Genomic DNA, 19,094 nt, shown 5'->3' on the forward strand with positions numbered 1-19,094 from the left:
ATACCGGCAAAACCTATCCGAGATCTAAAGAAAATACAGACGGTCGGTGGCACGGTGGTAGCGCCTTGATTGCTCGCGCTTCTCAAGCAGTCAGTCAGAAGGCGTTAAGGGCGATGACCTGCGCAGACGCCCCTGCTGCATTGTTCTGCTCTAACTGCTCCCGGACAGAGGCGAAGTTTCCATTGCTAGATCACCAGCAAGCGCGCTTACCTGCAGCGGAACCTGATGGCCACTACGACCGTTGTTCGAAAGGACAACGAAAGGAGATCGCCATCATGGACTGGAACCGCGTCGAAGGAAATTGGAAGCAATTCAAAGGCAAGGTCAAGGAGCAGTGGGGCAAGCTCACTGATGATGATCTCGACCGCATAGCCGGCAACCGCGATCAGCTCGAAGGTACGATCCAGGAGCGCTACGGCATTGAGAAGGATCGCGTGCGGCGAGACGTCGACGACTGGTATGGTCGACAAGACTCGTAGGCAGGACAGTTGAACCTAGTCAAATAAGGGCGCGGTCACAAACCGCGCCCTTTTCGTGTTTTTGGCATCCGTGTGCCGTTCGGCTCGGCCTTGAACAAGCGATTTATGGGAACGTGTCGGCTTCCAGCCGCGTTGATTTCTACAATGGAGATCGTAGCAATGTCCATCCACAAAGAAGACTATCGAACGAACAAGGCTGACTACCTGATAGCGAAAAGGCCAGATCTGGTTGAGAAGACCAAGCCGAAAAAGAAGACATTGCGGCGTGCAGATCAGCGTTCCGCAAAGTTATTGGAAAACCCCGCCGCGTTATCCGAGAAGCCGGCCTCACGCCGTTAGAGAAATCGCAGAAGGTCAGGAGGAACATTTTAGCGATACTGAATGTTCGACTGTCTATGGACAGCCGAACCGTACCCTCCGCAGATCAATCCAGAGCAGCACGAGCCCTACTGAACTGGTCGCGTGTGCGACTTGCCGCAAAGGCCAATCTTAGCGAAATGGTGATCAGCGATCTTGAGAACGAATTCAGGAAACCGCGTCCCCACAACCTCGCCGCCATCCGCAAAGCGTTTGAGGATGCCGGAATCGTCTTCACCGTCGAAGGCACTCCATCGCTAGCCCGCTCAGAAGGCGATAGCGGCCTCGCCGCCGATAATAGACAGTGGCGCCGCCGGGAGAAAAAAGGATAAGGGGAAAAGCCTGTGTACCCTCCTCTGCAACCCGATCTCTAAAGCGGCCGCTGACAAGGGCGGTTGTTCACTGACTTTGTTCCGACTTCAGTCAGGCGAACCCTCCGGGGAACCTCCCTTGAGATAGCCTCTGCTTCAGGTCGTTGGCATTCAGGATGGCGGCCAGCTCTTCGGCATACTCCATGTCGGGAAGGTCGACAGATGGGTGGCCCGCTACAATAGCCGGCAGCCCGGTGAACACGTCGAACACCGCCACGTCCCATCCGGTTCCCGCCTTACGCCGTACCGCAGAGTTGCCATGAGGGGATGCTAATGGAAGTCGGGAATATGTTGTACAAAAATGCGAGCGGGCGATCGGACAACGGGCACGCCTTTCCGGAACTTTTGCCGCTGCGACGGGTTAGGCCGGGCATAACCAGAATAGCCGACCTCGGACCGCCCATGCCCGGCAAGCCACATGACCCTGACTGGGAATTCTATGCGCGCCCCATCTGCGGCCAGCGGGTCGACCGGCGTGACTTCCGCCAGGTCATGGGGCACGAGCAACCGGACCATGAGCCGCTCGAACTGGATCAGTGAGGCAGGAAAAACTGGGCAGCCTTCATTTTTCAGTATCGAACCAGCGTTTGCGCGCCACCGCTTCTAGGCGCATGGTGCATGGATGAGCTCTATCGATCGGAAGCTGTCGGAATTGAATCACATTCAGGAGGCCTTGACTGAAGAGGCCATAATCCTGCGCTATCTCTCCGAGATTTCGCGCCAAGACGCGAGAGAGATATGCGAAGAGCTCCGCCAAATGGTAGGTGTGGCTCGCAGCAGCAACAAATTCGCGTCCATCATCACCGGCTCGTGCAAAGGCTAGGCGACGGCGGCCCGCGCCACCCCAGGAAGGAAAGCACGGGCCCGACTGTTGCTGTCTTCCATCTTCCGGAGGGCGAAGACGATGGGCAAAAACTTGGCACCACTCCACGCATGACTTGATACTCTTGGGATTATCATTGGATAATCAGGTCCAACAGAGGCGGCTGATCCGACGGGGGCGAGTTCCCCCCAACGAGCGCCATGTGGGATCGGATGGCGCCACGATTTATAGCGAAACCACTGTCCTGGCCGACCGAACCGGCGGCTGGCTGGTCCGGGCCGGAATGAACCGGGGCAATGCCCGGCTCAACGGCTACGCTCTCGATCATTTGCAACTGGTAACGGCAGATCGTGCCGTGGAGGTCGGTTTCGGCGGCGCAGTTTTACTGCCGCAACTTAACCGTGAGGCAGCATTCGTTTGCGGTGTTGATCGCTCGCAGATGTCGTGAACGCTGCCTCCCACCGGTTCGCCGATGCAGTGCGCGCCGGACGAGCCGAGTTCCGAACCGGGCTAGTCGAGGACTTGCCCTTGCCGGATAGCACATTCGACAAGGCTCTCAGCGTCCACACAGTGTACTTCTGGCAAAGCCTTAGAGCTGGATCCGCAGAGCTCCATCGCGTCCTCAAACCAGGCGGTCGCGATCGTGCTGGGCTTCCTCCCGAAGGCACATATGGACCGGATGAACATGCCGGCCGATGTTTTTTACACCTCGCGAGCCGGATGAGGTCATTGCTGCCTTGCGAGAGGCAGGGTTCAGCGACCCTGAAGTGCGGAGACCGAGCACGGAAACCGCCTGGCTCGTTGTGACAGGCATACGAAGATAGGTTTCGGCGCCTGGAAGCGGAGAAGCCCGCTGCCGAAGCCAACTGGCTTTGTTGCAGGGCCGTGGTTTGCCTAGGCTCCTCTGGGTTCAACACTGGGTGCCAATTGCGCCGTCACTGCGCTGAGACGCCCACGTTTGGTCAGTACTGGCTTGCTGTATTCTTTCTTCACTGCAGTCCCTCTCTAGCGAATTTCGGCAAAGCGCCTTGGGGCCTAAAGGTTCTCACTCATCGGTGCAGGTTGATGGCGTGCACACAGCCGTTACGGCCGAGAGCTTCTCACGCTTCTTTAATTCAGGCTTCTGATAAGTCTTCTTCATGCAGGATCCCCAGGTTTGTCCCTCAACGCGAAAATGCGGTGCGCCGGCCACGATTGTCAACCAGAAACACTGAAGTAGCGGCCGAGCGACGCCAGGGGACCGGCACGCGCGGTCAGGGCGGCGTGCGCAGCGTGGATGCTGCAATTGCCTGGCTGGTTGCCATTGCCTGCTAACGAGCGCACACTGCTGCGTCGCCTCGAAAAATCAAAAACAAACAGGCACGAGGCGCTTGGGAGCGATCATCAGGCTTTCGCCCGACCAGGGAGAAGGCCCATGCCCACACCGGCACAGAGCCGGCTCATGTATTTTATGGGCCAATTCGTTCACAACGAGAGCATCGTTTCCAAGCAGGATATTATCGTTGGCTTACTGGATCACGAAGGCAGTCCGACGGCCGACGCCGACGAATTGCTGGCGAACTTGCATCAATCACTGCAACAGGCCCGGCAGAGCTTGCACGAGGCGCAAGAGATATAGAGATATATCGAGTCAGAAATGCGGAGTAGCGAAAAAACCGCTTCATTGTCAGGTTTGAGCAGCCAAATCGCACCGGTTGCGAAAGAGCTTGTGCCTGCGGCAAATCCAAAAAAGTCTGTGTTCGCGGATCACATCATCAGCCTGGAGCAACATGAGGAACGGCTGGCGGCGCTTTTCGCTGCGCCGCGTCCACCCTATAAAGCGGTGGTATGGGCCAAGGTCTCAGGACCCGTAAATAGCCACCTGTTCTTCGCACGATGTCGGCTTTCAGAAACCGCCTAAAGCGATCCCGATATTGGGCGCAATGGCCATCCGTTCTGATTAAGTCGTCTTGGCCAGCCGTGGTCTTCACTCGACCCCGCATGATGAGGTATGACCAAGAAGGATGTAGACTAAACCGGAAGAGACAAGGTGCAGGTGCAAGGCATTGAGAGAAATAGCAGGAACCGAACCAATCCACAGGAATATTTTGTTGGTATTTATGTTGGTAGCAGATGCGGCTAACATTCCCCTAAGTATCTGAAAGCAAAACGGGATTTTCTTCACTTGAATTCCGCCTCTGGGCACCAGTTTTCTCTGAAGACATCAAATGCTTGATCTCGGCCCGCCGACTGCGCCGGCAAGCCTGCGCAGCTGAATTATGAACTTTCGGGGCGCACGGTCTCCACGCGCAGCGAGCCGGCTGGAAGCGGCTGCAGCAGTTTGGCTTCCGGCTTCGTCAGACTGAGCCAGGCTGCCCAATCGCCGGGCCGAAGCACCACGACCTGCCGTTTGTGATATGGCGCAATATCCGGTCCAGGCTCGGTTGTCAGCATGGTGAAGGTTGGCGGCTTGTTGCCGGCAGCTTCACGCCAAAGCCCCGCGATGGCCATGAACGGCGAGCCGTTGAGCGTGAAGCGATGCTTGGCCTTCGGATACTTCGTACCCGTGAACTCGAAGAAGGCGGATGCCGGCACGAGGCAGCGTTTGCTGCCGGCGAATTGCCGGCCTTCGGAGCGGAAGTTGAACACTGGTCCGCCTTTCGGTCCGGCCGGCGGAAATCCGAACGTCATCGACGTCAGTTCAACGCCGGTGTCGCTGGTGGCGCGCATGATCGGGGCTGGATCGTTGATGTGGATGTTATCAACCCGCGGCAGGTCAAGCTCGGTCTGATGGGTCGGGATCTCGAGTGCCAGCGACTCCAGCATCCGGCAATATTCAGCCCAGAGAATATGCTGCTCATAATCGTTGCACATGGGAGGCTCCCGACCGGCTGCCAGTCTACGTCAAGGCAAGCAAAATGGCGATGGAAAGCGGTGGCCGCTCAACCCTGTCGGTCGAGTTCAACCAGAATACAGCCTCGATCGCCGCATTGACGAAGGCAGCGCGGGCATAGTGCGCCTCTTTCAGGCCTTCGAGAACGCCGAGGCAGGCCTTGCGGGCGGCGACGTGATAGCGGCCCGTCTTCGCGGGCCAGCGGTTCATCAGGATGTCGGCGGCCTGCGCCACGCGCTCCACCTTGTAGATGGTGTTTCCGGACCTGCCGAGCGCCACGCGAACCGGCTCATCGACATGCTGGTCTTGCATGCTTCCCCTCCCGAACGCGATCGCGAGTCAATTCGGCATGCACTGAAATGGTTCCAGAAACGAAAGAAGCCCGCCAGCCTGAGCCAGCGGGCTTTCTGTTGATCAGCAAGTCTCGCGCTCAGTGGAGGTCTATATCAAGTCTCGTCAGTGGATGGCGGAACGTCAATGGTTCCGCCGCCACCTGACGTAGGCGAAGCAACATGCGCCGCAAGTTTGCCCTTCCGGTGCAGGACCGGCTTTTCGTATACTTCTTTCATTGAAATATGCCCCAAGGCCCAAACGCCCGGCGCAACCCGCGCCTCCATCAGCCCAATGTCAAGCAAATACGAAAACCGGCGCAACGCGAATGACAGGCTTGCCGCGATAGGAGATGGCGGCGTCCAACATTTGCCGCCCAATGAAATCACTTTGCGCCCATCGGCCAAATGGCGGATTCGCTTTGCTTGGTGATCCCCTCCACCTAGGGCAAACTGCCTGCCGGGGCTGCAGGAGGAGAAATGCGAGCACGCGCAGCTACGATCGGCGATCTCGAAAGTGTCTTCCGTGATCTGTCCACGCGGATGTCGGACGAGTATGTGGCCGCCGGCAAGGACAGCAAGGTCGCCTACGACAATCTGATGATGAATTTGAAGGAAGGCCGAGCGCACGCGCTGGTCGAGGGCGACAAGACGGTGGCGATCGTCGCCTGGCACGAGAACAGCGACGCCGCCGACACGCTGTTTGCCGCGCAGGAGGGTTTCTTCAGCGCCGCGACGGTCCGCTTCTGCAGGCGCCACATCCGCCACATTCAGGCGCTGGCCGGCAACCTTCCCATCCACTCGCGCAGCTGGCTGCAGCGGGCCGACGTCGGCAAATGGTTCCGTGTCATCGGTTATGTCGAACGCGGCCGAGAGAACGGCGCCACTGTGTTCGAATTGCCGCCGGCACGGGGAGCGTCAGCTGCGCGGGCTGCCTAGGGCTGCGCACCCACGGATGCCATCACGGAAAAGCCCCCGCCAGGATGGCGATGGGCCAATATCGCCTGCAATGGGCTCATATCGGGGGCTCAGATATCGGGCTGATCCAGCGCCTCGAAAATCACCCGTTCCAGCGGACCGAGATCCTCTTCGATCTCGCTGACCTCAAGGCCTAAATGCCGAGCATCCAGGGCAGCTCGCGTGGTTAGGGTTCGAGCCGTTGCCTTGTCGGCAGGCAGTTCGCCCGGCAGGTGCTCGTGGATCCAGCCCTGCAGGAAATCAACGCCGCGCTCGCTCATCGATTTATCCCTTCCCTTATCTGGGGGATCATTCCCCCAGAATGACCCCAGAAGCGACGATCTGAGCCGTCAGGCTGGTGAGCCTGCCTCGCTTCACGAGCGTCGGCTTTTGGTAGATTTTCTTCATGGCGGTGCCTTTCGCGACAAATCGCTCGTCGGCAACAACGTCCGTCGCGGGGCAGCGTTCCATGGCGGGCTGTTGAGCCCGACCCCCTGACACATCGTATTTGAGAACAGCCCCGCTCCCGCGACCCGTGATGTTGATGCCGCGGCAGGTTGCGAAGCCAATGCGGGGCGTGGCATTTGTCGATGCCGATCATTGGGATGGCAAGCAGGACATGGCACGGCCACCAGACATCGCCCGACACCAGGCCGCCAAGGCAGGCGTTAGCCTGAACCGGGCGCTTTCCAAACTCGGCCTGTGTTCGCGCAAGCAGGCCGAGCTGCTGATAGCCGAAGGGCGCGTGCGGGTTGGCGGCAAGGTGGTGCGCGATCCGTCGCTGCGTGTCGATCTCGGCCGCGACCGCATCGCTGTCGACGGCGAGCAGATCGTCGGCGAGGCAAAAGTCTACCTGATGATCAATAAGCCGCGCGGACAGGTCACCACGCGCGATGACCCGCAGGATCGTGGCACCGTCTATAACTGCCTGGTGGAACTGGAGTTGCCTTTCGTGTCGCCGGTCGGCCGCCTCGACAAGGCCAGCGAAGGCCTGTTGCTGATGACCAACGACACGCGCTGGGCCAACCGCCTGCTCGATCCGGCCTCGCATGTCGCCAAGACCTATCATGTCCAGATCGGCACCGCGCCCGACGAAGCGATGCTGGCGCGCTTTCGCGACGGAGCGATCGTCGACGGCGAACTGCTGACCGCAAGTTCGATCGAACTGCTGCGCAGCGGCGGCCGCACTGCCTGGCTGGAAATCGTGCTCGACGAGGGCCGCAACCGCCAGATCCGCCGCCTGCTCGGGGCATTCGACATCGAGGTGCTGAGGCTGGTTCGGGTGGCGATCGGCGGTTTGCAGCTCGGCGAACTCGCCAAGGGCAAGGCGCGGCATCTGACATCGGAGGAATTGGCGGTGCTCGCGCGTTAAGAGGCAGGCTTGCCGCGAAACCCTACTTCTGGTTCCACCTGCGTATCACCGGCTCGCTCAGATCGTGCTCATAGCCGAGGATGCTGAGGCTCGCGGTATCAAGTACGAAGTGCGCACCGCCTTCGGGTGGCAGACCGAGCCAGCGCGCGGCCAGCACGCGCAGGAAATGCGAGCTTGAAAACACCAGCACATTGCCCTCGATTGCCCGCAGCCCGGCGATGATCCTGTCGGCCCTGGCGCCAACATCCGCTACCGACTCGCCGTCGGGACAGCCGTCACGGAACAATTGCCAGCCGGGGCGCTGCACAAGAATCTCCTTGGTCTTAACGCCCTCATAGGCGCCATAGTCCCATTCCTGCAGGTCGTCCTTCTTGACGGCAGCAGCGCCGAAGCCGGCAAGCGTGCAGGTGCTGAAGGCGCGCTGCGACGGGCTCGACCACACCGCCTGGAAGGACAGATCCTTGAGCCGGTCCGCCACGCCGCGAGCCGCCGCCTCGCCCTTTGGCGTCAACGGTATGTCGGTGCGGCCGGTGTGTTTTCCCGAAGCGCTCCACTCCGTCTCGCCGTGACGGACCAGATAGATCTCGGGGTATGCACTGCTCATTCGCCGGCCTTTCGGTTGAAAACCGCCGACATCCTAGCCGGGAAGCTTTGGCCAACACCAGCCGCCATGCGCGCCAAAACAAAAGGCCGCAACGGGCGAACCGGCTGCGGCCTTGTGGCGAATGTCTGCGTTCAGTAATCAGGCGGGCTGCAGATCGCCCGACAGCGCCAGGTCGGCTTCCTCGGACAATGTGCCGGCCATGGCGGCGGCGAACTTGGTCTGGTCGAGTTCGCCTTCCCAGCGCGCCACAACGATCGTCGCCACTGCATTGCCGACGAAATTGGTCAGCGCTCGGCATTCCGACATGAAGCGGTCGACGCCGAGGATCAGTGCCATGCCGGCAACGGGTACCGTAGGCACGACAGAGAGCGTGGCGGCCAGCGTGATAAAGCCGGCGCCGGTGATGCCGGCGGCACCCTTGGAGCTCAGCATGGCAACCAGCAGCAGCAGGATCTGGTCGCCATAGGTGAGCGGCGTGTCGGTCGCCTGGGCGATGAACAGCGCCGCCAGCGTCATGTAGATGTTGGTGCCGTCGAGGTTGAAGGAGTAGCCGGTCGGGATGACCAGGCCGACCACCGAGCGGTTGCAGCCGGCGCGCTCCATCTTGGCCATCAGGCCGGGAAGAGCGGCTTCCGAGGACGAGGTGCCGAGCACCAGCAGCAGCTCTTCCTTGATGTAGCGGATCAAGGCGAGGATCGAGAAGCCGTTGTACCAAGCGACAGCGCCGAGCACGACCAGCACGAAGAGCAGCGACGTCAGGTAGAAGGTGCCGATCAGAAAGGCGAGGTTGGCAATCGCGCCGATGCCGTATTTGCCGACGGTGAAGGCCATGGCGCCGAAGGCGCCGATAGGGGCGGCCTTCATCATGATGGCGACCAGGCGGAAGATAGGCGAGGTCAGCGCCTGCAGGAAATCGACGACCGGGCGGCCGCGCTCGCCGACCAGAGCGAGAGAGATGCCGAACAGCACCGAGAAGAACAGCACTTGCAGAATGTCGCCTTGCGCGAAGGCGCCGGTGATGGTGTCGGGGATGATGTTGAGCAGGAAGCCGACGATGGTCGTGTCATGCGCCTTCTCGGTGAAGGTGGCGACCTTCGAGGGGTCGAGCGTCGCCGCATTGATGTGCATGCCGGCGCCCGGTTGGACGACGTTGGAGACGACCATGCCGACGACCAGCGCCAGGGTCGAAAAGACCAGGAAATAGATCATCGCCTTGCCGGCGACGCGGCCAACCTTTTTCAGGTCGGAGACGCCGGCAATGCCGGTGGTCACCGTCAGGAAGATGACCGGCGCGATCACCATCTTGACCAGCTTGATGAAGGCATCGCCGAGCGGCTTCAGCGAAGCACCGAGTTCGGGATAGAAATGACCGAGCAGCACGCCGGCGGCGATCGCCGTCAGGACCTGCACGTAGAGATGACGGTAAAAGGGTAGCTTGCCGCGCGGTTCGGCGGCAGCGAATGCTGGCTGCATGACGTCCTCCATGGCGCCCCGATCGAAAGCTCGACCTCCCGGGGCAGTTGTTTTCCGCAGCCTTGCGACTGCTGTATTGGTCACTGCAACTGCCGTGCCAGACTGTGCGGCATACCGCAGCCATTGATTTTGTTGGGTATTCGTCCGATCGAGGCTGCTGCCGCTCAACGCAAGTGCGGACATCCGCATGACTGAATTGTGCTTTGTGCGAAATCATGCACAAATAGGGAATGCTGCAACGCCCTGCCGCGGTCCTGTCGCCGACGCCCGAGCAACTCGGCAAACGCGCGCGTCGCGCCTGGCTGCTGTTTGCGGCGATCGCGCTGGTGATCGTTGCCACGGCGCTCACCGGCGCCGGCCTCTACGCGCGCCGCGCCGAGGTCGCGGCACTGGCGGCGCAAGGCCGCACCGATGCCAATCTGAAGGTTGCGTTGCTGCGCGCCGTGCTGGAAAGCCCGCGGGCGCTGCCGCTGCTCTTGTCCGAGGACCAGCAGGTGCATGACGCCCTGCAGAACAAGGGCGCTGTCACGATCGACGTGCTCAACCGCAAGCTCGAAGGGCTGGTCTCCGGCACCAAGGCTTCGGTGCTTTACGTCACCGGCGTCGACGGGTTTGCGATCGCCTCCAGCAACTGGCGCGAAACAACCAGCTTCGTCGGCAACGACTATGGTTTCCGCGCCTATTTCTCCGGCGCCATGCAATCGAGAACGGCCGAATATTTTGCGCTGGGCAACATCAGCAAGCGCCCGGGCCTCTATATTTCGCGTCGCGTCGGCAATGCGGCGGCACCGCTCGGCGTCGTCGTCGTTAAGATGGAATTCGACCAGCTTGAAGCCGACTGGCATGAGGCCAACCGGCCGGCCTATGTCAGCGACGACCACGGCGTCGTGCTGATCACCAGCGTGCCGTCCTGGCGCTTCATGACCACCGCGCCGCTGACCGGCCCGGTGGCTGCCGCCATCCGGAGCAGCCAGCAATTCGGCAACGCGCCGCTGATCCCCTTGCCGATCACACGCCCCGAGGCATTGAGCCCTGACGTGTCGATGGTGCATGCGATAACACCGGGCGGCAGCGATGCCGAATATCTCAGGCTTTCGACACTGGTCCAATCGACGCCATGGCGGCTCGATTATCTCGTGCCGGTCGAAGCGCCGATCGCGGCTGCGGTGCGTGAGATGCGGCTGCTGGCGCTGGGCGTCGTGGTGCCGTTGCTGGCGCTGGCCGGCTATCTCCTGTGGCGCCGTCAGTCGGCGCAGATGCGCATCGCTGCCGAACAGGCAGCGCGCATCGAGCTTGAGCGCCGCGTCGTCGAGCGTACGCATGACCTCAGCCTGGCGCGCGACCGGCTGCAGGCCGAGATCACCGATCACCGCAGCACCGAAGCCAAGCTGCAGGTCATGCAGCAGGAATTGGTGCAGGCCAACCGTCTTGCTACCCTCGGCCAGGTTGCCGCCGGGGTCGCGCATGAGATCAACCAGCCGGTGGCGACGATCCGCGCCTATGCCGACAATGCGCGTGTGTTCCTGGAGCGCAAGCAGACCGCCTCGGCCGAGGAGAACCTTGGCGCGATTGCCGCGCTGACCGAGCGCATCGGAGGCATCACCGAAGAGTTGAAGGTCTTTGCCCGCAAGGGGCGCACGGCAGCCGAACCGGTCGAATTGCGCGGCGTCATCGAGGGCGCCGTGGTGCTGCTCAGAAGCCGCTTTGCCGGTCGGCTGGACGCACTCGATATCACGCTTCCGCCGGTAACGCTCAAGGTGATGGGCAACCGGCTGCGGCTCGAACAGGTGCTGATCAACCTGTTCCAGAATGCGCTGGAAGCGCTGGACGGGCGCGACGGCGCCAGGGTGCAGGTGTCGGCCCAGGAGACGGCCGACGGCGTGGCGCTTGCCGTCGCCGACAATGGGCCGGGCATTTCGCCTGCCATCCTCAAGTCATTGTTCACGCCGTTCAACACCTCGAAGGAAAAAGGCCTCGGGCTCGGCCTCGTCATCTCGCAGGACATCGTCGCCGACTATGGCGGACGCATCGAGGTGGCGAGCGACCAGGCCGGCACGCGCTTTACCATTCACCTCGCCAGGGCAGCATGATGGACACCGCACCGGTCGTATTGATCGACGACGATAGCGAATTGCGGAGGGCCACGCGGCAGACGCTGGAACTCGCTGGTTTTTCCGTCTCGGCCTTTGCGGTGGCGAACGAGGCGCTGGCCGGGCTCGACGCCAATTTTCCCGGCGTGGTGGTGTCCGACATCCGCATGCCCGGCATTGACGGCCTGCAGCTCTTCGACCGCGTCTTGCAGCTTGATGCCGACATTCCGGTAATCCTGGTCACCGGGCATGGCGACATCGCGGTTGCGGTCAAGGCGATCAAGGATGGCGCCTACGACTTCATCACCAAGCCTTTCGCCGCCGACCGGCTGGCGCAAAGTGTGGCACGGGCGGCGGAAAAGCGCCGGCTGGTGATGGAGAACCGCGCCTTGCGCGAAAGCGCCGAACAGGCGCAGGACGGCCTGCCGCTGATCGGGCAGACGCTGGCGATGGAGCGATTGCGCCGGACGCTGCGGCAAATCGCCGATACCGATGTCGACGTTCTGGTGACCGGCGAGACCGGCTCCGGCAAGGAGGTGGTGGCGAGCCTGCTGCATCGCTGGAGCCGCCGCGCCAGGGGCAATTTCGTGGCGCTGAATTGCGGCGCGCTGCCGGACACGGTCATCGAAAGCGAGCTGTTCGGCCATGAGGCCGGCGCCTTCACCGGCGCACAGAAGAAGCGCATCGGCCGGATCGAGCATTCGAGCGGCGGCACGCTGTTCCTCGACGAGATCGAAAGCATGCCGGCCTCGACCCAGGTGCAGATGCTGCGGGTGCTGGAAATGCGCGAGGTGACGCCGCTCGGCACCAATGAAATCCGGCCGGTCGACCTGCGCGTCGTCGCCGCCGCCAAGGTCGATCTCGGCGACGCCAGCCGGCGCGGCGCCTTCCGCGAGGATCTCTACTACCGGCTCAATGTGGTGACGATCTCGATCCCGCCGCTGCGCGAACGCCGCGACGACGTCGCCCTGCTGTTCTTCTACTTCGCCGAGCGTGCAGCCGGCCGCTTCCGCCGGCAAATGCCAGCCGTGCCTGCCTCAGTGCACCGCCATCTGAGCCAGCACGACTGGCCGGGCAATGTGCGTGAACTCGCGCATTTCGCCGAGCGTTTCGTGCTGGGACTCGAGGAAGCGGCGCAAGCGCCACCTTCCGCCCCGGCGGAGCCGGATGACGCCAGCTCACTGCCGGAACGGCTGGAACGCTATGAAGCCAATGTCATCCGCGAGGCGCTTGGCCGCAATGACGGCGATGTCCGGCGCACGATTGAAGCGCTCGGCATTCCGCGCAAGACCTTCTACGACAAGCTGCAGCGGCACCGCATCGTGCGCAGCGATTTTTCCAGGTAATTCATTTTCCAGGTATTCAGGCGTGTGGACCCGAAAGCAGGGTAGATTTTGTGAACCGGCGCAAAAAAACCGTGGCAAGTCGGCATCAGAAAGTGTTGAAGACCGCATCGGCGGCCTTCGGCACGGCGCGATCCGGTTGCGCTCGGCAGATGTTGATGATTTGTTGCCGGTCAGCGGAGAATGAATGATGCGAGAACCTGTCGGTCAAGATGAATATGGATCGACCAACCCGTTCGATCCGGACGATCTGACGAATTTGAACGCGATCGGCCCGGCCATGGGCGGCGGCAACGACTTCGAGAAATACGCCGTTGCCGTGATCATCGTCTTCGGCGCGCTGATCATTGGCGGGCTGATGGCCGCTTCCATGACCTTTGGTCACCGGAACGGCTTCCTGTTTGCGCTTGGCGGCGCAACCGCGGCCTGGATATCGGGCAATGCGCTGCTCCTCGACCGTCCCCGCATCTACGCGGCGTTCGTCGTGATCGCGGCGCTGATGCTCGTCGGGTCGACGCTTACGCTCGTCCTCTGATCAATCTCTTGTTTTGATCAGTAGCCAATCGCCTCGCCGGATGCGGCGCGGCTGTCGATGGCGCCGTTGTAGCGGGCGCCGCCGCCCTTCTCGATTTCCGCCAGGCTCTTGCCGCCGACAAGAATGCCGGCCGCCTGACCCCAGGTAGAATCCGCGAGATCGAGGTGGTAGCCCATGCCGGCCAGCAGTTTTTCAGTGTCGGGCGACAGGCCGAACGGTTCGACATAGATCGTGTCGGGCAGCCATTGATGGTGGATGCGCGATGCGTCGATCGCCTCCTGGATGTTCATGCCGTGGTCGATGACGTTGACGATGGCTTCCAGCGTGATGGTGATGATGCGCGAGCCGCCGGGGCTGCCGATAACCATGAACGGCTTGCCGTCCTTGGCGACGATGGTCGGGCTCATCGATGACAGCGGCGTCTTCTTCGGCTGGATGGCATTGGCCTCTCCCTGCACGAGACCGTAGAGGTTGGGCACGCCAGGCTTCTGGGTGAAATCATCCATCTCGTTGTTGAGCAGGATGCCGGTGCCGTCGGCGACCACGCCGGCGCCGAACGAACCGTTCAGCGTATAGGTGACCGCGACCGCATTGCCGTCATCGTCGATGATTGAATAGTGCGTCGTTTCCTTCGACTCGCCGAAGCCCTTCGGCATCAAATCCTGCGAGACGCCGGCGCGGAACGGGTCGATCTTGTCGCGGATCTCCTTGGCGTAACCCTTGTCGAGCAGTTTCGAGACCGGATTGTCGACGAAATCGGGATCGCCGAGCGCCGAGTTGCGGTCCACATAGGCGTAGCGCATCGCCTCGACCATGACATGCACGGTCTCGGCCGAGCGGGCGCCGAGATAAGACAGCGGGTAGCCCTCCAGCACGTTGAGGATTTCGCAGATGATGACGCCGCCGGAGCTTGGCGGCGGCGAGGACGTGATCTCATAGCCCCGATAGGTGCAGCTCACCGGTTGCAGCTCGCGTACCTTATATTGCTCGAAGTCTGAGTTGGCCAGAATGCCGCCCTTGGCGCCGCTCGCCTTGACGATGGCGTCGGCGATGGCGCCTTTGTAGAAGGCGTCGGCGCCTTTTTCGGAGATGGCGGCGAGCGAGGCTGCAAGATCGGGCTGGAGGAGACGCTCGCCGGCGCCATAGGGTTTGCCGTCCGGCTTCAGGAAGATGGCGGCGGCGGCAGGGTCCTTCGCCAGCCGTGCGGCATTGCTCGCGAATGAAGCAGCGTCGCCCTGGTCGAGGATGAAGCCATCCTTGGCATAGGCAATTGCCGGCGCCATCAAATCCTGGCGTGGCAGCGTGCCATATTTTTCACGAGCCATCTCGAACCCTGCCACGGAACCCGGTACGCCGACCGCAAGGTAGCCATCAAGGCTGGCGCCCTTCACCGGATTGCCGTCCTTGTCGAGATACATGGTCTTGGTTGCCGCCAGCGGCGCGCGCTCGCGGAAATCGAGGAAGGTCGATTTGCCGTCCTTGAAGCGGATGGTCATGAACCCGCCACCGCCGATATTGCCGGCATTAGGGTAGACGACGGCGAGCGCATAGCCGACGGCGACCGCCGCATCGACGGCATTGCCGCCCTTCTTCAGCACCTCGACGCCGGCTTCCGACGCCAGATGCTGGGCGGTGACGACCATGCCGTGCTCGCCCTTCGCCGGTTGTGGCGAGGCGGCATGGAGCGCGCCGGATGGCGCGAGCGCAATTGCGAGCGAAAGGGTGACGCCAATCAGCGTCCGGCGGGTCAAGGGCATGGCGGTGCTCCAAGTGCGGTGCCTAGAAGAGCTACATGGAGCGGCCGAGTCCATCATCAATATGAGCGAACACATATTGATGTTCGCCTGCCGGCAGAGGCAAGCTGATCTCCCCCCTGTGGTGGAGATTAGCCAATCTCAAACAATCCCGCCTGAACCGCCCACAACCGCCGGCCGTTCCGCCGCGACCTTCGCCCGGTAGCCCGCCGCGCGATATGCGGCGACTGGATCGATGGCGCCGCCTGTGTTCAGCCGCGCCATGGCAAGGATCGGCTCGACATCGGTGCGGTAGGCAGCTTTCAGCGTCTGCGTCGCCATCAGCGCATCATTGCCGTCTTGGAAACCCTCGAGCGCCTTGCGGTCGACCAGCAGCGCCTGCGCATAGGCGCGCTGCACCTCGACCGCCGACAGCATCAGGCTTTCGATCGGATCGGTGACGTTGTGGCTCTGGTCGAGCATGTGGGCGGGATCGAAACCCTCGGCGCCGGACAGCTCGGCATCGACCAGTTCGTTGAAGACCAGGAACAGCCGATAGGGATCGATCGAGCCGGCATCGAGATCGTCGTCGCCATATTTGGAATCGTTGAAGTGGAAGCCGCCGAGTTTCTTGAACTGGATCAGCCGCGACACGATCATCTCGATGTTGACATTGGGCGCATGGTGGCCCAGGTCGACCAGGCAGAACGCCTTGTCGCCCAGCTCCTTGGCGATCATGTAATTGGTGCCCCAGTCCTGCACGACCGTGGAGTAGAAAGCCGGCTCGTACATTTTGTGTTCGGTGAACAGTTTCCAGTCGGCGGGCAGTCCGGCATAGATCTCCTTCATCGCGTCGAGATAGCGCTCGAAGGCTTTGGCGAAATTGACCTGGCCGGGGAAATTCGAGCCGTCGCCGATCCACACTGTTAGCGCCCTGGACCCCAGCGTCTTGCCGATCTCGATGCATTCCAGATTGTGCTCGACCGCCTGGCGGCGCGTGCCGGCATCGGCATGCGACAGCGACCCGAACTTGTAGGACAGTTTTTGGTCCCTGGCATCCGAGAAGGTGTTGGAATTCATGGCGTCGAAGCCGAGGCCGAAGCGCGAGGCCGCCTGCTTCAGCCGGTTCGGATCGGCCTTGTCCCACGGGATGTGCAGCGAGACGGTCGGCGTCGCCTGTGTCAGTTGGCTGATGACGGCGCAGTCCTCGATCTTGTCGAAAATGTCGCGCGGCTCGCCGGCGCCGGGAAAGCGGGCAAACCGCGTGCCGCCTGTGCCGACGCCCCAGGACGGAATGGCGACGGCGAATTTCTCGATCTTGTCGCGGATGGCATCGATGGCGATGCCGCGGCGGTCGAGGCGTTCGCCGAGCGACGCGTAGTCGCGCTCGAGGTCGGGTTTGCGCTGGGCGTTGTGGCTGGAGACGAGATCGGCGGCGATGATGGTTTCGGACAAGTGCTATTCCTCCCAATGCGTTCAGTCAGCGCTGCCCTTCATCCGGCCCTTCGGGCCACCTTCTCCCCGTATAGTGACGGGGAGAAGAGAAGCGCTCCGCTCTTAACTCAGCGCGTAAAGCTCTGCGCGTTGCCGGCGTCGACGTTGATGATGTTGCCGGTGGATTTGGCCGACATGTCGGACGCCAGGAAATAAATCGCTTCGGCAATGTCTTCCGGAAACACCGAGCGCTTCAGCATCGAGCGCGAGCGGTAGTGCTCTTCGAGGTCGTCGGTCGACATCTTGTAGGCGGCGGCGCGCTGTTCCTTCCACTCGCCGGTCCAGATCTTCGAACCGCGCAGCACGGCGTCCGGATTGACGACGTTGACGCGGATCTGGGCTTCCGCGCCTTCCAGCGCCAGGCAGCGGGCGAGATGGATTTCGGCCGCCTTGGCGGTGCAATAGGCGGCGGCGTTGGGTGACGCGGCAAGGCCGTTCTTGGAGGCGACGAAGACGACATTGCCGCCGATCTTCTGGGCGCGAAACAGCCGGAAGGCTTCGCGCGAGACCAGGAAATAGCCGGTCGACAATATGTCCATGTTCTTGTTCCACAGCGCCAGCGTCGTCTCCTCGATCGGCGCCGAGGAGGCGAGGCCTGCGTTGGAGACGAGAATATCAATGCCGCCGAACTCGACGGCTGTCTGGGCGAAGCCGGAAATCACCTGCTCCTCCGCGGTGACGTTGATCAGCACCGGCCGGACGAAGTCCTTGCCATAGGCTTTCGCCAGTTCGTCATTGGCGCTGGCAAGTGCGGCCTCGTCGATATCGGCCAGCACCACGCAGGCGCCTTCGCGCAGCAGCCGGCTGGCGGTGGCGCGGCCGATGCCGCCGGCGCCGCCGGTGACCAGCGCGATTTGGCCGGCGAGCGACTTCGGCTTCGGCATGCGCTGCAGCTTCAAATCCTCGAGCAGCCAGTATTCGATGTCGAAGGCCTCCTGCGCCGGCAGGCCGACATAGGACGAGACGGTCGAGGCTCCGCGCATGACGTTGATGGCGTTGACGTAGAATTCGCCAGAGATGCGGGCGGTGGCCTTGTCGCCGGCGAAGGTGAACATGCCGACGCCGGGCATCAGGTAGACCACGGCATTGGGGTCGCGGATCGGGGGCGAGTCCGGATGCTTGCAGCTGTCGTAATAGGCCTGGTAGCCGACACGGTACTCAGCAATATCGTCGGCGAGGCGCGCAATCACGGCTTCGACGTCGGGCTTCGCTGGGTCGAACTCGATAACCAGCGGGCGGATTTTTGTGCGCAGGAAATGATCCGGGCATGAGGTACCGAGTGCCGCCAGCGGGCGCAAATCCCTGGAGTTGACGAATTCGAGCACAGCGGCGGAATCGTCGAAATGGCCGAGCTTGTGGCTCTTCTCCGAAATCAGGCCGCGGATCCTCGGCATCAGTCTCGCCGCGATGGCGCGGCGCTCAGCGGCGTCTAGCGATTTGACGACTTCGCCGCCGAAGATGGCGAGACCCTCGGAGCGGCGCTCGAACCATTCGATCGCCTGGTTGATGACCGAGATCGTCGTCTCATAGCACTCCTTGGGTGTGTCGCCCCAGGTGAACAAGCCGTGGCTTTCGAGGATGACGCCCTTGGCCTCGGGGTGTTCGACGCAGAATTTCTCCAGCCAGAGGCCAAGTTCGAAGCCCGGCCGCTTCCACGGCAGCCAGCCGATGGCGTCACCGAATACCTCCTTGGTCAACGCCTTGGAATCCTTGGCCGCGGCAATCGCGATAATGGCATCGGGATGCATGTGATCGACGAACGGCTTCGGCACATAGGCGTGCAGCGGCGTGTCGATCGAGGCCGCGCGCGGGTTGAGATTGAAGGTGCAGTGGGGAAGATAGCCCACCATCTCGTCCTCATGCGCGACGCCGCGATAAAGGCCTTTCAGCGCCTGCAGTTTGTCCATGTAAAGCGTGGCGAAACCGTCCAGCTTGATCGAGGCGCTGTCGCCGCCCGAGCCCTTGACCCATAGCACTTCGACTTCGGCGCCGGAGAGCGGGTCCTTCTGCCGGATCTTGGACGAGGTGTTGCCGCCGCCATAATTGGTGACACGCTTGTCGGAGCCGAGCGTGTTGGAGCGATAGACCAGAAGCTCAGGCTCGCTCAGCCCCTTGGCTTTAGCATCGTCCCAAAGGTTGGCAAGGCGCGAGCCGGAGCGCTTGTCGAGCATGATTATCCTCCCTGGACGCAAAAGGCGCGGTCCATTTTGCCGGAAATGTCTACGCAAGCATCTCGGTTGTCAATCATAAACGATCAAGATC

The 19,094-nt window shown here is 61.9% G+C and carries 23 protein-coding genes; 13 read left to right on the forward strand and 10 right to left on the reverse strand.

The genetic code is table 11. From position 1 onward, the window contains the following. Positions 1-275: 275 nt before the first annotated feature. From NKI88_RS20580 to NKI88_RS20590, 3 genes are all read left to right on the forward strand, one after another. Positions 276-479: a CsbD family protein gene (locus NKI88_RS20580; protein WP_023673385.1), complete on the forward strand. Its 204-nt coding sequence runs from the start codon at positions 276-278 to the stop codon at positions 477-479. 159 nt (positions 480-638) lie between these two features. Further along, positions 639-818, forward strand: coding sequence for a hypothetical protein (locus tag NKI88_RS20585; protein ID WP_023806874.1), 180 nt, complete (start codon positions 639-641; stop codon positions 816-818). 56 nt (positions 819-874) lie between these two features. Beyond that, a complete protein-coding gene (locus NKI88_RS20590; RefSeq protein WP_031198824.1) occupies positions 875-1,168 on the forward strand; it encodes a helix-turn-helix domain-containing protein in 294 nt (97 codons plus the stop codon). A gap of 91 nt (positions 1,169-1,259) precedes the next feature. Here NKI88_RS20590 and NKI88_RS20595 read toward each other — a convergent pair whose 3' ends face one another. Beyond that, positions 1,260-1,424, reverse strand: coding sequence for a hypothetical protein (locus NKI88_RS20595; RefSeq protein ID WP_023807146.1), 165 nt, complete (start codon positions 1,422-1,424; stop codon positions 1,260-1,262). Between the two features lie 185 nt (positions 1,425-1,609). On the opposite strand from NKI88_RS20595, the gene NKI88_RS20600 reads away from it, so the two are divergent. The 5 genes from NKI88_RS20600 (at position 1,610) to NKI88_RS20620 (ending at position 3,930) form a co-directional block, all read left to right on the forward strand. Beyond that, positions 1,610-1,747, forward strand: coding sequence for a hypothetical protein (locus NKI88_RS20600; protein ID WP_196814950.1), 138 nt, complete (start codon positions 1,610-1,612; stop codon positions 1,745-1,747). Positions 1,748-2,166: 419 nt separating this feature from the next. Next, positions 2,167-2,478 carry a hypothetical protein gene (locus NKI88_RS20605; protein ID WP_156941094.1) on the forward strand — a complete coding sequence of 104 codons (312 nt, stop codon included), beginning with the start codon at positions 2,167-2,169 and terminating at the stop codon, positions 2,476-2,478. Further along, positions 2,475-2,837 carry a class I SAM-dependent methyltransferase gene (locus NKI88_RS20610; RefSeq protein ID WP_352656912.1) on the forward strand — a complete coding sequence of 121 codons (363 nt, stop codon included), beginning with the start codon at positions 2,475-2,477 and terminating at the stop codon, positions 2,835-2,837. The genes NKI88_RS20605 and NKI88_RS20610 overlap by 4 nt, the downstream gene beginning before the upstream one ends. Before the next feature lie 607 nt (positions 2,838-3,444). Then, entirely contained in the window at positions 3,445-3,648 is a 204-nt protein-coding gene (locus NKI88_RS20615) for a hypothetical protein (protein WP_352500210.1), read from the forward strand. Positions 3,649-3,666: 18 nt separating this feature from the next. Further along, positions 3,667-3,930 carry a Ros/MucR family transcriptional regulator gene (locus NKI88_RS20620; protein WP_155921730.1) on the forward strand — a complete coding sequence of 88 codons (264 nt, stop codon included), beginning with the start codon at positions 3,667-3,669 and terminating at the stop codon, positions 3,928-3,930. A gap of 356 nt (positions 3,931-4,286) precedes the next feature. Here the strand turns inward: NKI88_RS20620 and NKI88_RS20625 are convergent, their stop codons facing one another. Both NKI88_RS20625 and NKI88_RS20630 read right to left on the reverse strand, forming a co-directional pair. Beyond that, positions 4,287-4,883 carry an SOS response-associated peptidase gene (locus tag NKI88_RS20625; RefSeq protein WP_352656915.1) on the reverse strand — a complete coding sequence of 199 codons (597 nt, stop codon included), beginning with the start codon at positions 4,881-4,883 and terminating at the stop codon, positions 4,287-4,289. 25 nt (positions 4,884-4,908) lie between these two features. Then, the gene (locus tag NKI88_RS20630) at positions 4,909-5,214 is read right to left on the reverse strand and encodes a DUF982 domain-containing protein (RefSeq protein WP_352656918.1); all 306 of its coding nucleotides are present in this window, start codon (positions 5,212-5,214) and stop codon (positions 4,909-4,911) included. A 497-nt stretch (positions 5,215-5,711) separates the two neighbouring features. On the opposite strand from NKI88_RS20630, the gene NKI88_RS20635 reads away from it, so the two are divergent. After that, on the forward strand, positions 5,712-6,170 hold the full coding sequence (locus NKI88_RS20635) for a hypothetical protein (protein ID WP_023669674.1): 459 nt from the start codon (positions 5,712-5,714) through the stop codon (positions 6,168-6,170). 89 nt (positions 6,171-6,259) lie between these two features. Here NKI88_RS20635 and NKI88_RS20640 read toward each other — a convergent pair whose 3' ends face one another. Then, complete coding sequence (locus tag NKI88_RS20640; protein ID WP_023669673.1) at positions 6,260-6,469, reverse strand: DUF768 domain-containing protein; 210 nt, start codon at positions 6,467-6,469, stop codon at positions 6,260-6,262. A gap of 28 nt (positions 6,470-6,497) precedes the next feature. After that, complete coding sequence (locus NKI88_RS20645) at positions 6,498-6,659, reverse strand: hypothetical protein (RefSeq protein WP_023669672.1); 162 nt, start codon at positions 6,657-6,659, stop codon at positions 6,498-6,500. Positions 6,660-6,807: 148 nt separating this feature from the next. Here NKI88_RS20645 and NKI88_RS20650 point away from each other — a divergent pair, with 148 nt between their 5' ends. Further along, the gene (locus NKI88_RS20650) at positions 6,808-7,560 is read left to right on the forward strand and encodes a pseudouridine synthase (RefSeq protein WP_023816204.1); all 753 of its coding nucleotides are present in this window, start codon (positions 6,808-6,810) and stop codon (positions 7,558-7,560) included. 22 nt (positions 7,561-7,582) lie between these two features. Here NKI88_RS20650 and NKI88_RS20655 read toward each other — a convergent pair whose 3' ends face one another. Further along, entirely contained in the window at positions 7,583-8,164 is a 582-nt protein-coding gene (locus NKI88_RS20655; protein ID WP_023703410.1) for a histidine phosphatase family protein, read from the reverse strand. Positions 8,165-8,302: 138 nt separating this feature from the next. Then, positions 8,303-9,637, reverse strand: coding sequence for a dicarboxylate/amino acid:cation symporter (locus NKI88_RS20660; RefSeq protein ID WP_023821571.1), 1,335 nt, complete (start codon positions 9,635-9,637; stop codon positions 8,303-8,305). Between the two features lie 230 nt (positions 9,638-9,867). Between NKI88_RS20660 and NKI88_RS20665 the strand changes: the two genes are divergently transcribed. From NKI88_RS20665 to NKI88_RS20675, 3 genes are all read left to right on the forward strand, one after another. Next, positions 9,868-11,727 carry a sensor histidine kinase gene (locus NKI88_RS20665; RefSeq protein ID WP_023692505.1) on the forward strand — a complete coding sequence of 620 codons (1,860 nt, stop codon included), beginning with the start codon at positions 9,868-9,870 and terminating at the stop codon, positions 11,725-11,727. Next, positions 11,724-13,073, forward strand: a complete 1,350-nt coding sequence (locus tag NKI88_RS20670; protein ID WP_023669667.1) for a sigma-54-dependent transcriptional regulator — start codon at positions 11,724-11,726, stop codon at positions 13,071-13,073. The genes NKI88_RS20665 and NKI88_RS20670 overlap by 4 nt, the downstream gene beginning before the upstream one ends. Before the next feature lie 184 nt (positions 13,074-13,257). Further along, positions 13,258-13,605: a hypothetical protein gene (locus NKI88_RS20675; protein ID WP_032885862.1), complete on the forward strand. Its 348-nt coding sequence runs from the start codon at positions 13,258-13,260 to the stop codon at positions 13,603-13,605. A gap of 17 nt (positions 13,606-13,622) precedes the next feature. Here the strand turns inward: NKI88_RS20675 and ggt are convergent, their stop codons facing one another. The 3 genes from ggt to NKI88_RS20690 all read right to left on the reverse strand — a co-directional run bounded on the left by ggt (position 13,623) and on the right by NKI88_RS20690 (position 19,003). Continuing rightward, entirely contained in the window at positions 13,623-15,362 is a 1,740-nt protein-coding gene (gene ggt / locus NKI88_RS20680; RefSeq protein WP_023669665.1) for a gamma-glutamyltransferase, read from the reverse strand. Positions 15,363-15,500: 138 nt separating this feature from the next. Continuing rightward, on the reverse strand, positions 15,501-16,793 hold the full coding sequence (rhaI, locus tag NKI88_RS20685) for an L-rhamnose catabolism isomerase (protein WP_352656922.1): 1,293 nt from the start codon (positions 16,791-16,793) through the stop codon (positions 15,501-15,503). 107 nt (positions 16,794-16,900) lie between these two features. Then, positions 16,901-19,003: a bifunctional rhamnulose-1-phosphate aldolase/short-chain dehydrogenase gene (locus NKI88_RS20690; RefSeq protein ID WP_352656924.1), complete on the reverse strand. Its 2,103-nt coding sequence runs from the start codon at positions 19,001-19,003 to the stop codon at positions 16,901-16,903. Positions 19,004-19,094 lie beyond the last annotated feature (91 nt).

Origin of the sequence: Mesorhizobium sp. M0317 (assembly GCF_040321555.1) — a bacterium.
Classification (GTDB): domain Bacteria; phylum Pseudomonadota; class Alphaproteobacteria; order Rhizobiales; family Rhizobiaceae; genus Mesorhizobium.

Bases quoted from the DNA above. Each gene is read 5' to 3' on its own strand.
- NKI88_RS20580 (WP_023673385.1), top strand. From the start codon at position 276: ATGGACTGGAACCGCGTCGAAGGAAATTGGAAGCAATTCAAAGGCAAG.
- NKI88_RS20585 (WP_023806874.1), top strand. From the start codon at position 639: ATGTCCATCCACAAAGAAGACTATCGAACGAACAAGGCTGACTACCTG.
- NKI88_RS20590 (WP_031198824.1), top strand. From the start codon at position 875: ATGGACAGCCGAACCGTACCCTCCGCAGATCAATCCAGAGCAGCACGA.
- NKI88_RS20600 (WP_196814950.1), top strand. From the start codon at position 1,610: ATGCCCGGCAAGCCACATGACCCTGACTGGGAATTCTATGCGCGCCCC.
- NKI88_RS20615 (WP_352500210.1), top strand. From the start codon at position 3,445: ATGCCCACACCGGCACAGAGCCGGCTCATGTATTTTATGGGCCAATTC.
- NKI88_RS20620 (WP_155921730.1), top strand. From the start codon at position 3,667: ATGCGGAGTAGCGAAAAAACCGCTTCATTGTCAGGTTTGAGCAGCCAA.
- NKI88_RS20625 (WP_352656915.1), bottom strand. From the start codon at position 4,883: ATGTGCAACGATTATGAGCAGCATATTCTCTGGGCTGAATATTGCCGG.
- NKI88_RS20630 (WP_352656918.1), bottom strand. From the start codon at position 5,214: ATGCAAGACCAGCATGTCGATGAGCCGGTTCGCGTGGCGCTCGGCAGG.
- NKI88_RS20635 (WP_023669674.1), top strand. From the start codon at position 5,712: ATGCGAGCACGCGCAGCTACGATCGGCGATCTCGAAAGTGTCTTCCGT.
- NKI88_RS20640 (WP_023669673.1), bottom strand. From the start codon at position 6,469: ATGAGCGAGCGCGGCGTTGATTTCCTGCAGGGCTGGATCCACGAGCAC.
- NKI88_RS20645 (WP_023669672.1), bottom strand. From the start codon at position 6,659: ATGGAACGCTGCCCCGCGACGGACGTTGTTGCCGACGAGCGATTTGTC.
- NKI88_RS20650 (WP_023816204.1), top strand. From the start codon at position 6,808: ATGGCACGGCCACCAGACATCGCCCGACACCAGGCCGCCAAGGCAGGC.
- NKI88_RS20655 (WP_023703410.1), bottom strand. From the start codon at position 8,164: ATGAGCAGTGCATACCCCGAGATCTATCTGGTCCGTCACGGCGAGACG.
- NKI88_RS20660 (WP_023821571.1), bottom strand. From the start codon at position 9,637: ATGCAGCCAGCATTCGCTGCCGCCGAACCGCGCGGCAAGCTACCCTTT.
- NKI88_RS20665 (WP_023692505.1), top strand. From the start codon at position 9,868: ATGCTGCAACGCCCTGCCGCGGTCCTGTCGCCGACGCCCGAGCAACTC.
- NKI88_RS20670 (WP_023669667.1), top strand. From the start codon at position 11,724: ATGATGGACACCGCACCGGTCGTATTGATCGACGACGATAGCGAATTG.
- NKI88_RS20675 (WP_032885862.1), top strand. From the start codon at position 13,258: ATGATGCGAGAACCTGTCGGTCAAGATGAATATGGATCGACCAACCCG.
- ggt (WP_023669665.1), bottom strand. From the start codon at position 15,362: ATGCCCTTGACCCGCCGGACGCTGATTGGCGTCACCCTTTCGCTCGCA.
- NKI88_RS20690 (WP_352656924.1), bottom strand. From the start codon at position 19,003: ATGCTCGACAAGCGCTCCGGCTCGCGCCTTGCCAACCTTTGGGACGAT.